The sequence below is a fragment of the Lysobacter yangpyeongensis genome (assembly GCF_042655745.1).
In the GTDB taxonomy this organism is placed as follows: domain Bacteria; phylum Pseudomonadota; class Gammaproteobacteria; order Xanthomonadales; family Xanthomonadaceae; genus Agrilutibacter; species Agrilutibacter yangpyeongensis.
Genome location: NZ_JBHSNM010000001.1, coordinates 45,826 through 58,939 on the forward strand (window position 1 = coordinate 45,826; position 13,114 = coordinate 58,939).

11 protein-coding genes are annotated in these 13,114 nt (G+C 69.0%); 2 read left to right on the top strand and 9 right to left on the bottom strand.

Annotated features, from left to right (window positions below; genetic code table 11):
* Nucleotides 1-218: 218 nt before the first annotated feature.
* Complete coding sequence (locus tag ACFPN1_RS00180; protein WP_386751961.1) at nucleotides 219-875, bottom strand: YkvA family protein; 657 nt, start codon at nucleotides 873-875, stop codon at nucleotides 219-221.
* 261 nt (nucleotides 876-1,136) lie between these two features.
* Nucleotides 1,137-1,784 (bottom strand): hypothetical protein, encoded by a 648-nt coding sequence (locus ACFPN1_RS00185; RefSeq protein ID WP_386751962.1) that lies wholly within the window; start codon nucleotides 1,782-1,784, stop codon nucleotides 1,137-1,139.
* Nucleotides 1,785-1,928: 144 nt separating this feature from the next.
* Here ACFPN1_RS00185 and ACFPN1_RS00190 point away from each other — a divergent pair, with 144 nt between their 5' ends.
* Complete coding sequence (locus ACFPN1_RS00190; RefSeq protein ID WP_386751964.1) at nucleotides 1,929-4,148, top strand: tetratricopeptide repeat protein; 2,220 nt, start codon at nucleotides 1,929-1,931, stop codon at nucleotides 4,146-4,148.
* Between the two features lie 41 nt (nucleotides 4,149-4,189).
* Complete coding sequence (locus ACFPN1_RS00195) at nucleotides 4,190-4,570, top strand: hypothetical protein (RefSeq protein WP_386751966.1); 381 nt, start codon at nucleotides 4,190-4,192, stop codon at nucleotides 4,568-4,570.
* Nucleotides 4,571-4,597: 27 nt separating this feature from the next.
* On the opposite strand, the gene ACFPN1_RS00200 is transcribed toward ACFPN1_RS00195, so the two are convergent.
* The 7 genes from ACFPN1_RS00200 to rseP form a co-directional block, all read right to left on the bottom strand.
* Nucleotides 4,598-5,251 (bottom strand): ribonuclease HII, encoded by a 654-nt coding sequence (locus ACFPN1_RS00200; protein WP_386751968.1) that lies wholly within the window; start codon nucleotides 5,249-5,251, stop codon nucleotides 4,598-4,600.
* Between the two features lie 46 nt (nucleotides 5,252-5,297).
* Nucleotides 5,298-6,506 (bottom strand): lipid-A-disaccharide synthase, encoded by a 1,209-nt coding sequence (lpxB, locus tag ACFPN1_RS00205; RefSeq protein ID WP_386751970.1) that lies wholly within the window; start codon nucleotides 6,504-6,506, stop codon nucleotides 5,298-5,300.
* Nucleotides 6,507-6,593: 87 nt separating this feature from the next.
* Nucleotides 6,594-7,385, bottom strand: coding sequence for an acyl-ACP--UDP-N-acetylglucosamine O-acyltransferase (lpxA, locus tag ACFPN1_RS00210; protein WP_386751972.1), 792 nt, complete (start codon nucleotides 7,383-7,385; stop codon nucleotides 6,594-6,596).
* Nucleotides 7,382-7,840, bottom strand: coding sequence for a 3-hydroxyacyl-ACP dehydratase FabZ (gene fabZ, locus ACFPN1_RS00215; protein WP_386751974.1), 459 nt, complete (start codon nucleotides 7,838-7,840; stop codon nucleotides 7,382-7,384). Before fabZ ends, lpxA begins: the two co-directional genes overlap by 4 nt.
* Nucleotides 7,841-7,979: 139 nt before the next feature.
* The gene (gene lpxD, locus ACFPN1_RS00220) at nucleotides 7,980-9,005 is read right to left on the bottom strand and encodes a UDP-3-O-(3-hydroxymyristoyl)glucosamine N-acyltransferase (protein ID WP_386751975.1); all 1,026 of its coding nucleotides are present in this window, start codon (nucleotides 9,003-9,005) and stop codon (nucleotides 7,980-7,982) included.
* Nucleotides 9,006-9,021: 16 nt separating this feature from the next.
* Nucleotides 9,022-11,565, bottom strand: a complete 2,544-nt coding sequence (gene bamA / locus ACFPN1_RS00225; protein ID WP_386751977.1) for an outer membrane protein assembly factor BamA — start codon at nucleotides 11,563-11,565, stop codon at nucleotides 9,022-9,024.
* A gap of 145 nt (nucleotides 11,566-11,710) precedes the next feature.
* Nucleotides 11,711-13,087: an RIP metalloprotease RseP gene (gene rseP, locus ACFPN1_RS00230; protein ID WP_386751979.1), complete on the bottom strand. Its 1,377-nt coding sequence runs from the start codon at nucleotides 13,085-13,087 to the stop codon at nucleotides 11,711-11,713.
* Nucleotides 13,088-13,114 lie beyond the last annotated feature (27 nt).

Below are 13,114 nucleotides of genomic sequence, written 5' to 3' on the forward strand. Positions count from 1 at the left end.
GTGCGCGTTCGCAGGCCGCGGAAGGACTTTCCTCTTCTCCCCGCGCGCGGGGAGAAGGGAGAGGCAAGTCGGGCTCGCTGCGCTCGCCCCCTCATCCGCCTGCGGCACCTTCTCCCCGCGGCGCGGGGAGAAGGAGAGGCAAGTCGGGCTCGCTGCGCTCGCCCCTCATCCGCCTGCGGCACCTTCCCCGCGGTGCGGGGACAAGGGAGGCAAACGGCTCAGAGCGGCGATCCGGTCACCCGCATCGGCCCCTCGGGCGAGCGCCCGTTGGCGAAGTGCATGTCTTCCATGCGCGTGCCCTGGCGCAGCAGCTCGAGTTCGGCGAGGCGGTCGCGCATCCAGGCGTTGCGTTGCTCCTCGGGCGTCCCGCTCGGGCGTTCGGTTTGCCGGTACTGGCAGAAATCGCGGTATTCGTTCGCTTCTTCGGCGAAGGCCGGCCACGCCAGTTCGATCAGCAGCACGTCGTCGAGCTGGCCCAGCAAGGGCAGGCTGTCGGGAATCAGGTCGTCCTCGCGATCGACGTAGGCCAGCAGCTTGTCGATGCGCATGCGGGTCGCCTCGTGCACGTCCCACGCGGCGTCCTCGCACAGTGCGCGCAGGTCGTCCGTGCATTGCAGGCGTGCATCGAGTTCCTGCCGGGCTTCCTCTTCCGGCAGCGACAGCAGCCAGGCGGCCAGCTGCTGCAGGCGCGGCTGGTCGACGCGCGCGGCATCGGGATAGAGCTCGTGCACGAGATCGTCGAAACGGGCGACGGCGGGGCCGGACAGGGCGATTTCGGGGAAGCCCGCCGGTGCGCCCAGGGCATCGGTCAGGCCGCCGCGGAAGTGCTCGAACGGCAGGGGATGATTGGTAGGAGTGGGGTGAGGCAAGCGCATGGGGCACCTCGCGTCCGGCCGCAGTCCATCGGGGGAGACCCTTCCTCCGCGGGTTCGCGCTGGGCCGGTCGCGGCGCGGTCGCGGGTCGGGGATGCATGCCGATGATGCGCCGCCGTGGCCCGGCCGGAGGGTGCTGCCGACGAACGGTTCAGTGGGGCGATCCGTTGCTGACTGCGGCGGTATCGCTGTCTGCGGATGCGGCGGGGCCGTCCTGGAGGACGGCCCCGCGATCGGGTCTGCACGACCGGGCCCGCGGGCCCTCAGTGGACCAGGAACCGCGCCTCGCGCAGCGGCAGGTAACTGCGCTCGCGGATGCAGCGGCGCTGCCTGTCCAGCCAGTATTCGGCCTGGCGCGCTTCCTCCCAGTCGGTGCGGCTGAAGCCGAAGCCGCCGACGTCGCGACCGCGCAGCGAGGCTTCCAGCGAGCGGATCCGGCAGTAGTCCAGGAACGAGGCGACTTCCTCCTGCAGCGAGGGCCAGGCGGCTTCCACGGCGATGGCGTCGTCGAGGTGGCCCACGGTCGGCAGGGAATTGGGCAGCAACTGGTAGCGCCCGGTGGCGTAATGCACCATCAGCGCGGCAACGTTGCCGGCCTCGTCGACGGGCTCCCACTGGTTGTCGTCGAGCATCCGGGCGGCCGCTTCGAGGCGTTTCATGCGTTGCAGGATGCAGGCCGGCTCCCCCGTTCCGGCAACGCCATCGCGCAACTCGCGCGCCGCGGTGGCCAACCGGTCGCAGTCGAGCGGCGCGGCACGCCGGCCCAGCCGGGCCAGCAGTGCATTGAAGCGGTCGACAGAGGCCGCGGTCAGATGAAAGTTGTCGATGCAGTGGCGGCGGCCCGGTCCGATCGGGGCCGGCTGGTCGAGGATGGCGGGCAACGGAATCGTGGCAGCGAGCATGGCGTTCATGACAAAGGCTCCGTGGGGATGTGGGCACGCCGGCGTTCCGGCGTGGGGCCAGCATCCGTTCGCGCGGCAACGGGGTCATGACGCGTGCACGACGCAGCGCGCAGCCTTGCGTGACGATGTCGTGGCATTCCTGAGGTTTTCCTGATGGATGCCGGAGGCCATCCCGGAACCGCGCGAAACGGGGGCGACGGCTACCGTTTCGGGCCCTTCCTGGTCGATGCGGCGGCCTACACGCTCACGCGCGACGGCGAACCCCAGGCGCTCGAACCCAAGGCCTTCGCGGTCCTGCTGCACCTGCTGCGGCATGCCGGCGAACTGGTGCGGCACGACGAACTGCTCGATGCGGTCTGGGGCCACCGCCATGTCACGGCCGGCGTGCTCACCCGCGCCATCGCGCAGCTGCGGCATGTGCTCGACGACGATTCGCACCGGCCGCAGTACATCCAGACCCAGCACGGGCTGGGTTATCGCTTCATCGGCGAGCTCAAATCCTGGCCCGAACCGGACGGACCGCCCGCGCGGGCCTTGGTTGCACCCGCAGCAGAACCGGCCCCAATGGCGCCCGAAGAGGCGCCCGCGGCGGGTGACACCCATCATGAACCGGCCGTAGCGCCGCTCGCGGCGCCAGCGCCGGCTGCGACGCGGCCATCGGCGCGACGGCGGAGCGCCTGGCCGCTGCTGGTCGTCGTCGTGGCCATCATGGGGGTGCTGGCCGCGGCGTGGTGGTGGCGACGCCCCGAAACACCGGTGCGGCCGCAGCCGGTGGAACCCTCGATCGCGATCCTCCCGTTCACCAGCCTCAGCGCCGACCGGCAGGACAGCTATTTCGCCGAAGGCCTGGCGGTCGAGCTGCATGGTGCGCTCGCCGACGTGCCCGGCCTCAAGGTCGCGGCCTGCCACGTGGCGAGCGCGTGCGGAACCCGCGGCGCCGACGCCCGCAAGCTCGGCAAGCTGCTGGGCGTGGCCACCGTGCTCGATGCCGACGTGCGGCGCGAAGGCCGCCAGGTCCGGGTCAACGCGCGGCTCACCGACACCCGCACCGGTTTCACGCTGTGGTCGGGCAGTTACGACCGCGAGCTCGACGGTGTCTTCGCCTTGCAGAGCGAACTGGCGCGGGACGTCGTCCAGTCGCTGCTGGGCGTGCTGCCGCACGACACGCAGGCGATCACCCGGCGCCTGGCACCCACCTCCAACGTCGCCGCCTACGACGCCTACCTGCACGGCATGCAGCAACTCGAACAGCCCGGCGACGACGAGGTGGCCGGGAGCGCGAAGTCGATCGGGTTCTTCCGCGAGGCGCTGGCGGCCGATCCGTCGTTCGCGCGCGCGCAGGCGGGCATCTGCCGGGCCGAGATCATCGCCTTCGAGGGCGCGCACGATGCGGCCGCGTTCGACCGCGCGCAATCGGCGTGCCAGCGTGCCGCGGCGATGGACCCGCAACTGCGCGAGGTGAGCCTCGCGCTGGGCGACCTGTACCGTGCGCGCAACGACAACGCGCAGGCCATCGAGCAGTACCGCAAGGCGCTGGAGTCGCTCGCCCTGCGCGCCGATGCGTACCTCGGGCTGGCGCGCGCCGAGTCCGCGCAGGGACACAACGATCTCGCGCTCGACTACTTCGAGCGCGCGCGCCAGTCGCGCCCCGGGGATCCGGCGATCTATCGCGGCCTCGGCTTCGAGTACTACCTGCGCGGCGACCTGCCCAAGGCGATCGACGGGTTCGCCACCGCGGCAACGCTGGCCCCGGACGATGCGGACATCTGGAGCAACCTGGGCGGCCTGTACATGGTCAGCGGCGATGCCGCGCGCGCCGCCGATGCCTATTCGCGATCGCTCGCGATCGAACCGAACTACGGCGCGCTGAGCAACCTGGGCTCGCTGCGCTACGAGCAGCGACGCTACGCCGAAGCCGCGGAACTGTACCGGCGCGCCGCGAAATTGAACGGCAGCGACTACCGGATCTGGGGCAACCTCGGCGACGCGCTGGCGGCGCTGCCGTCGGGCGCGGATGGCGCGCGCGACAGCTACGAACGCGCCGCGCGCATGGCGCAGCAGTACGTCGACATCAAGCCCAGCGACGCGCATGCCATCGCGGTGCTGGCGTGGTACCGCGCCAATCTCGGGCAGGAACGCGAGGCGCGCCAGCTGATCGAACGCGCGCAGGCGCTGGACATCGAGCCGGGCGAAGTCGCGTTCTGGGCGGCGCAATCGCTGGCCGTGCTCGGCGACGAGGCGGGCGCGCGCACCTGGCTGGAGCGCGCGCGCAAGGGCGGCGTCAACGCGCCGCGCCTGGAGGCCTCGCCCGTGCTTCGCCCCCTGCTGGGCCTGACCCCGCAACCGCAGCCGGCGGCTGATCCCGCCCGCTGAATTCCCGGCCCAGCGGACGGGCGTACAGCAAGGAGAACGCGATGAACCTGTTGTCGTTTGCAACGATGGGCATGGTGATGCAGGGCGGCGGCGGAGGCGGCGGCAACACGCCGCCGGGTTCCGCGCAGATCGACATCGTCGTGGACACGCAGAACGGCAAGCCCAAGGCCGAGCCCGACAGTGCGTGGGTCAGTCCCGGCGGCACGATCAAATGGACCTGCGCGGAACCGTTCGAAATCATCCTGAAGCTGTTGTGGAGCGACGAACGGGTCACTCGCAAGTCCAACAGGAAGACCGGCGACCAGCACACCCTGGAGGTGACCGCCGGTTCGGTCTACGGCAAGTATTCGTACGGCATCGCGGTGAATGGCGAGGAAGTGGACCCGGACGTGATCATCGGGCCGCGCTCGCACAACCAGTGACCCGCTCGCGTCGGGCCGGCCTGGCCCTCAGGCCGGTTCGGCGAACAGGTCGGCCTGCGCGAGCCGTACCGGCATGAAGCTTCGGCGGTGATGCGGACAGGGACCGTGCGTTTTCAGAGCCGCGAGGTGGGCGGGCGTCGAGTAGCCCTTGTGCTCGGCGAATCCGTATTGGGGCCACTGTTCGTGCAGCTCGCGCATGTAGCGGTCGCGGGCGACCTTGGCGAGGATCGACGCCGCCATGATCGACCGGTCGCGCGCATCGCCGCCGATCCAGGCCTCGCCCGGGCGGCACAGCCCGGGCGGGACGATGTTGCCGTCGATGCGCGCCGCATCGGCCAGGTGCGCGACGCCCTCGAGCGCACGGCGCATGCCGGTGAGCGTGGCCTGCAGGATGTTGATGCGGTCGATTTCGGCGACGTCGACGAACTCGATCCGCCATGCGAGCGCGCGCTGCACGATGCGCTCGTAAAGCACTTCGCGACGCGCCGGATCCAGCTGCTTGGAGTCGTCCAGGCCGTTCACCGGCGTGCGCCCGGGCGCGAACACCACGGCAGCCACCACCACCGGCCCGGCGAGCGGGCCGCGTCCGGCTTCGTCGATGCCGGCGATGCGCAGCGGACGCGCATCGGGCGGCGAGGGCGGCGCGAGGAAGGGTTCGGAAGAAGGCGCGTCGGACGGCATCGCAGCTACTCGGAAGGCGGCCGCAGCTTGCGCGGGCGGCGCGCGTTCACGCAAGCCTCGGCGCAGAAGCCGGCAACAGTTCGGCCACCGCATCGGCCGCACGCGCGGACGCGTCCTGCCGCAGTTGCAGGTGCAGTTCGCGGAAGCGCGGTGCGATCCGCGCCATCGCCTCGCCGTCGCGCAGCATCGCCAGGGCCGCGTCGGCGAGCTTCTTCGGCGTGCAGTCGCCCTGCATCAGCTCGGGCACCACGCGCTCGCCGGCCAGCACGTTGGGCAGCGAGTAGTTCTTCGTCTTCAGCATGCCCAGGCCCTTGACCAGGGCGTAGGTCAGCGGCGCCACCCGGTAGGCGACGACCATCGGCCGCTTCGCGAGCATGGCCTCGAGTGTTGCGGTGCCCGAGGCGAGCAGGATTGCGTCGCTGGCGATCATCAGCCGGCGCGCGTTGCCGACCAGGATGCGCAGCGATCCGCGCACCCGTTCGAAGTCCGGATGCGTCGCGAGAATGCGGCGGAACGCGTGGTTGGTCGGCGAATTCGCGATCGGGACGATGACCTGCAGCTCCGGCATTTCCTCCAGCATCCGTGCGGCGGCGGAGAGGAAGACGCCCGCGAGCCGTTCGATCTCGCCCACGCGCGAACCCGGCAGCAGCGCGAGCACCGGTCGATCGGGATCGATGCCGAGTTGTTCGCGCATCGCCTGGCGGTCGGGATCCACCGGCATTTCGTCGGCGAGCGGATGCCCGACGAAGCGCGCGTCGACGCGGTGTTTCGCGTAGATGGGTGGTTCCATCGGGAACAGGCACAGCACGCGCGACGCTGACCGGCCGATCTTCGCCGCACGCTTCTCGCGCCAGGCCCAGACCGAGGGGCTGACGTAGTGCACGGTGCGGATCCCGCGCTGTTTCAGCCATTTCTCCACGCCGAGGTTGAAGTCGGGCGCGTCGATGCCGATGAACACGTCCGGCCGCCACGCCAGCACGCGCCGACGCAGTTCGCGCCGCACGCGCAGCAGGCGGGGCAGGTGTCTGAGCACTTCGGCCAGGCCCATGACCGCAAGCTGGGAGGCGTCGAACCAGGTGTCCATGCCCGCCGCGCGCATCGCGTCGCCGCCGATGCCGGCGAAACGGGCGTCGGGATAACGCCTGCGCAGTTCGGCGATCAGGCCCGCGCCGAGCAGGTCGCCGGAAGCTTCGCCGGCGACGAGGGCGATGCGGGGAGCGCCTGGGTTCGGGATGGGGGATTGGGGATTGGACAAGCGGGAACCTGACCGAGCGCGTGTACGGAAATCGACCGGGAGAGCGTGGGTTTTGCCTTATCGAATCACGATTCCCGAATCACGGCTTCACCGCACCAGCGGCCGGTCGCCGCTTTCGATGAAGTCGAGGAACGCGCGCACGTCGGCGCTGTCGTTGGCGAGTTCGGCCAGGCGCACGCGGGCTTCGTCGAGGGGGATGCCGGCCATGTACAGCGCGCGGTAGGCGCGCTTGATCGCGCCGATGCGCTCGCTGTCGAAGCCGCGACGCTTGAGGCCTTCGCTGTTGATCCCGCGCGGCTTGCCGTAGCCTTCCTGCGCGACCATCAGGAACGGCGGCACGTCGCCATTGACGAACGCGCCCATGCCGATGAAGGCGTGGTCGCCGATGCGGCAGAACTGGTGGATGCCGGCGAAGCCGCTGAGGATCACGTGATCGCCCACGGTGACGTGGCCGGCCAGCGTGGCGTTGTTGGAGAACACGCAGTGGCTGCCGACATGGCAGTCGTGGGCGATGTGCGTGTAGGCGAGGAACCAGTTGTCGTTGCCCACGCTGGTGCTGCCGCCGCCGCCGCCGGTGCCGCGGTTCACCGTGCAGAACTCGCGGAACACGTTGCGGTCGCCGATCGTCAGCTCGACCCGTTCGCCGGCGTATTTCTTGTCCTGCGGCTCGCCGCCGATGGCGCAATGGCCGTGGAAGCGGTTGTCGCGGCCGATGCGCGTGGGACCCTGCACGCTGCAGTGCGGGCCGAACGTGGTGCCGTCGCCGACCTCGACCTCGTTGCCGATGTAGCAGAACGGCCCCACCTTCACGCCGGCGCCGAGCGTCGCGCCGGCTTCGACCACGGCGGTGGGATGGATCGTGGGCGCGGCGCTCGTCATGCGTCGTTCTTGACCTCGGCGCAGAGGATCTCCGCGCTTGCCGCTTCCTGGCCGTCGACGCGGGCGACGCCCACGTACAGCGCCATGTTGCGGATGATGCGCTTGAGCGTGACTTCGAGCTCGAGCCGGTCGCCGGGCACCACCATCCGGGCGAAGCGCGCGTTGTCGACCTTCACCAGGTAGAACACGCTGCCCTTGCCGTCGTGGCCGGACAGCTGGGTGAGCAGGCCGCCGGCCTGCGCCAGCGCTTCGATCACCAGCACGCCGGGCATCACCGGATGGCCCGGAAAGTGGCCATTGAAGAAGGGCTCATTGGCGCTGACGTTCTTGTAGGCGAGCACGCGCTTGTTCGGTTCCAGCTCGACCACGCGGTCGACCAGCAGGAACGGATAGCGGTGCGGCAGCACCTTCTGGATGCCTTCGATATCGACCGGGAGTTGCACGGGCTGGGTCATCATCTCTTCCTGGCGCACGGGAGCGTGCAGCGAAATCGGCAATTATCCGGCTTCACTGCCACATGCGCGTCCGTATGGCCGCCAAGCTTACCGTGAATGGGGCGATCCGGGCCGCGACACGCGCCACGGACTCGCCGGTCTAGTCCTCGCTGGCCCGTTCGGGCCGGCCGATCCGGCGGGCCAGGGCGTCGAGCTGCTTGAAGCGCGCGGCGTTCTTGCGCCAGCTGCGGTTGTCCATCAGGGGCGTGCCCGAGGAGTATTCGCCCGGTTCGCGGATGGAATGGGTCACCAGGCTCATCGCGGTGACCATGACCTTGTCGCAGATTTCCAGGTGCCCGAGCACGCCCGCGGCGCCGCCGATCAGGCAGTAGCGGCCGATCCGCGCGCTGCCGGCAACGGCCGCGCAACCCGCCATCGCGGTGTGCGCGCCGATGAAGACGTTGTGGCCGATCTGGATCTGGTTGTCGAGGCGGACGTCCTCCTCGAGCACGGTGTCCTCGATCGCGCCGCGATCGATCGTGGTGTTGGCGCCGATCTCGCAGTCGTCACCGACGACCACGCCGCCCAGTTGCGGCACGTTCAACCATTTCCCGGCGTCCATCGCCAGGCCGAAACCGGCCGCGCCCAGCACGGCGCCCGGATGCACGGTAACGCGGCTGCCGAGGCGGACGCGCGTGACCAGGGTCACCCGCGCGAGGAGCCGGCTGCCGGCGCCGACGACGCAGTCCTCGCCGATGACGCAGCCCGGACCGATCACCGCACCGGCTTCGATCCGGCTGCGCGCGCCGATGGAAACGAAGGCGCCCACGTGCGCGCCGGGATCGACGTGCGCGTCCGCGGCGATGTCCGCCGTGGCGTGGATGCCGGCCGGGTACTCCGGCATGGGTTCGAACAGCGCCGCCATCCGCGCGAATGCCGCATACGGATCGCGCGCCACCAGCGCCGTGCCCGGATATCCAGCGGCGTCTTCCGCGCGCATGGCGATCACGCTGGCCTGCGATTGCGCCAGCTGGTTGCGGTACTTGCTGTTGGCGAGGAAGGCGAGTTGGCCCGGCTGCGCCCGCGCCAGCGTGCCGACGCCGTGCACCTGCACGGCGCCATCGCCGTGCAGTTCCAGGCCGAAGCGTTCGGCGAGTTCGGCTGCGCTGTAGGAAGGCGTGGCCACGTCCGGCCTGCGTCCGTCAGAACGCGCCGCCGAACGTGAACTGCAGGCGCTCGAGTTCGTCGTCTTCCTTCTTGCGCAACGGGAAGGCGTAGCTGATCGAGATCGGGCCCATCGGCGAACGCCACATCAGCGCGATGCCGGTCGATGCGCGCAGCTCGCCCGCATCCCAGCTGTCGACGTCCTTGTACACGTTGCCGAAGTCGATGAACGCCGAGGCGCGTGCCGCCGGCGTGTCGAGCAGCGTCGGGAAATACATTTCCAGCGAACCGGTGGTCTTCACCGCGCCGCCGACCGGCTGCAGGAAGGTGCTCGTAGGCGTGGGCGCCTGGCGCGGACCGAGCGTGTTGTCACGGAAGCCACGCACTGAACGCACGCCGCCCGCGTAGAAATTCTCGAAGAACGGCAGCCCGTCGGCGGTGACCGTGCCGCGGAAGTCCGGCGAGGAGGTCAGGCACGGATCGGTCGGCTCGGGGCCGGGCACGAAGACCGGCGGCGTATCGGGATCGTGGTCGGTGTCGACGAACGAACCGCTGGTGAAGCACAGGTTGCGCGACGTCGCGTTGCCGTAGCTGTCGCCATAACCCAGCTCGCCACGCGTGTTGAGCACGAAATGGCGCGACAGCGGCCAGAACTTGGAGATGCTGTAGTTGAGCTTGTAGTACTCGACGGTCGAACCGGGCAGGGTGGTCTCGAGCCAGACGCGCTGCTGCATGCCGCGCGAGGGCGTGAGCAGGTTGTCCAGCGAGTTGCGCGACCAGCCCAGTTCGGCGCGCCAGGCATGGAAGGTACGGGTGTTGAGCGCGTCGAGGTAGTTGCGGATCGGCTCCGGCGTACTGCCGCTGGCCAGGATCTGGTTGCTGTCGATGCCGAACAGGCCGGTGATGCTGTCGGTTTCGGTGATCGGGAAGCCGAGCACGACCTGTGCCGCGCCGCTGTTGCTGCTGTACTGCGCGGTGCCGAAATCGGAGTAGTCGAGTTCGCGCCACCACAGGTTGTAGCCGAGCGACAACCCGTTATCGAGGAAGTACGGGTTGAGGAACGAGAAGTCGTAGCGCGACTGGTAGCGGCTGCGCTGCGCCTGCACCGACACGCGGTTGCCGGTGCCCAGGAAGTTTTCCTGCGACAGCTGGATCTGCGTGGTCAGCCCGCTGAGCTGCGAATAGCCCAGGCCGAACACGAAGCTGCCCGAGGAGGTTTCCTTGACGTTGACGACGACGTCGACCTGGTCGTTGGTACCTTCGACCGGCTCGCTTTCGATGTCGACGGTCTCGAAGAAGCCCAGGCCCTGCAGGCGGATCTTGGAACGGTCGATGGCCGCCTGGGAGTACCAGCTGCCTTCGAACTGGCGCATCTCGCGCCGCAGCACTTCGTCGCCGGTGCGCGTGTTGCCCTTGAACACGACCCGGCGCACGTTGACGCGCGGACCGGGAACGACCTGCAGGCTGATGCCGACGGTCTTTTCCTCGCGGTTGACGTCGGGGACCGGATTGACCTGGGCGAAGGCGTAGCCGACGTTGCCGAGCGTGGCGACGATCGCATCGGACGTCACCTCCAGCAGGCGTCGGGAGAAGATCTGGCCTTCCTTGACGATGACCAGCTTCTGCAGCTCTTCCTTCGGCAACACCGTGTCGCCGGTCAGCTGCACCGACGAGATCTTGTACTGGTCGCCCTCGGTGACGCCGGCGCTGATGAACATGTCGCGCCGATCGGGGCTGATCGAAACCTGGGTGGAATCGATGTTGAAGTCGACGTAGCCGCGGTCCAGGTAATAGTTGTTGAGCTTCTCCAGGTCGCCGGAGAGCTTCTCGCGCGAGTACTGGTCGTCGCGGCGGTACCAGCTGAGCCAGTTGTGCTCGGCCGATTCCCAGGTATCGATGATGTCCTTGTCGGCGAACTTCTCGTTGCCGACCAGGTTGATGTGCTGGATCCGCGCCGCCTTGCCTTCCTTGATGTTGATCGTGACGTCGACGCGGTTGCGGTCCAGGCGCGAAACGGTCGGCGTGATCTCGACGTCGTACTTGCCGCGGTTCTGGTACTGGCGGGTGAGCTCCTGGCCCATCTTGTCCAGCACGAGGCGATTGAACGTGTCGCCCTCGGCCATCCCGTTTTCCTTCAGGCCCTTGAGCAGATCCTCGCTCTGGATGTCCTTGTTGCCGCTGACGGTCAGCTTGTTGATCGCCGGACGCTCCTGCACGGTGACCACGAGGATGTCGCCCTGGCGGTCCAGGCGCACGTCATCGAAGAAGCCGGTGCGGTACAACGCACGGATCGCCGCGGCTGCCTTGGTCGAATCGAGCGTGTCGCCGCGTTCGACCGGCAGGTAGGTGAAGACGGTACCGGCCGAGATGCGCTGCAGCCCATCGACGCGGATGTCGCTGACGGTAAACGCGCCCGCGGAAGTCGCACTGGCCGGAGCCTCGTTCGACGGAACCGGCGGCTGCGGCGCCTGGGCACCCGCCGGAGCGAACGGATCGGCCGACTGCGCCAGGGCGGGAAGCGCCGGTGCCATCGCTGCAGTGAGGGCGAGAGCGAGCAGGCGGCGATTGGGAAGTCGCGTCATCATCAAATCCGGTTGGGGATTGCGGGTGCCGTGGGCAGGCGCCGCGGGCTGATCTGTGGTCTCGAAGCGGTGGTCGGACAGGCCCTTCCTGGACCAGTCTTTCGTGAGCAGGTTCCCCGGTGCGGCGATGGCATTGCGGTCGCCATCAGCGCACCAGGTTGTTCACGATGTCGTTGTAGAACGCCAGGCCCATGAGGCCGACGATCAAGGCCAGGCCGACGACGTTTCCGGCGGCCATCGCCCGTTCGCTGACCGGGCTGCCTTTGACCAGCTCGATAAGGTAATACAGCAGGTGACCGCCGTCCAAGATCGGGATCGGCAGCAGATTCAGGATGCCCAGGCTCAGGGAAAGCAGGGCGAGCAGCAGGAGGTAGTGCGCCACGCCCTGCTGGGCGAAATAGTTGCTGGCGCGCGCGATGGTGATCGGCCCGGCGACGGTGTTGCGCGCGGACACCGTTCCCTTGAACGCGCGCGAGAAGGTGGCGAACAGTTCGCGCGTCTGGCGGGCCGTCTCGGAGAACGCCGCCGGTACCGCGGCCAGCGGGCCATAGCGCAGGACCGCATCGCGCCGGGGTTCCTGCGCGACGAGCCCGATCCCGAATCCCCAGCTGGTCCCGCCGTCCACCGCCTGCCGCGCGGGCTTGAGCGGCAGGGCAAGGCGGTCGCCGTTGCGCTCGACCTCGACCATCGCCTCGCGATTCTCGTTGCCGAGACGTTGCGCCATCCGGACCACGTCTTCGTGCGACAGCATGGGTACGCCGTCGATGGCGGTGATGCGATCGCCTTCGGCAAGCACGCCCCAGGCCGGCCGGCCGGGCACCACCTGGCCGATCACCGGCGTGGCGACTTCGTGCCGCCCGCGCAATCCGAGCTGTTGCAGGGCGCGGGTCTCGTCGAAGGAGGGCGGGAGTTTCGACAACCGCAACACGCGTTCGGTCTCGTCGCCATCGGGCGCACGCACCCGCAGCGCGACGTCCTTGCGGTCGAGCGCCGAAGCGAGCAGGCCCATGCTGACCTCGCTCCAGGTCGGCGTGGCGCGACCGGCCACCGCCAGCACTTCATCGCCCCGATGCAGGCCGGCCGCGGCGGCCATGCCCGTGGCCTGTCCGATCACCGGCGCGTAATCGGGACGACCGATCACGAACATGCCCCAGAACAGCACCACGCACAGGATCAGGTTCGCCGCCGGTCCCGCGAAGGAGATCGCCATGCGCTTCCACACCGGCTGGCGATCGTGCGACTGCGCGAGTTCGTCCGCATCGGGTGCGCGCTCCAGTTCGTGCCCTTCCATGGAATGCTCGCCGAGCATCTTGACGTAGCCGCCCAGCGGGATCGCGGCGATGACGAATTCGGTCCCGTCCTTGCCGCGACGCCGCCAAAGCGGCTTGCCGAAGCCGATCGAGAAGCGCAGGACCTTGACGCCGCAGCGGCGCGCGACCCAGTAGTGGCCGAATTCGTGGAAGGTGACGAGCACGCCCAGGCTGACAAGCAGCCACCAGATCGAACCGATCACTTCACTCATTGCGCCGCCCCCCGACGACCGATGTCC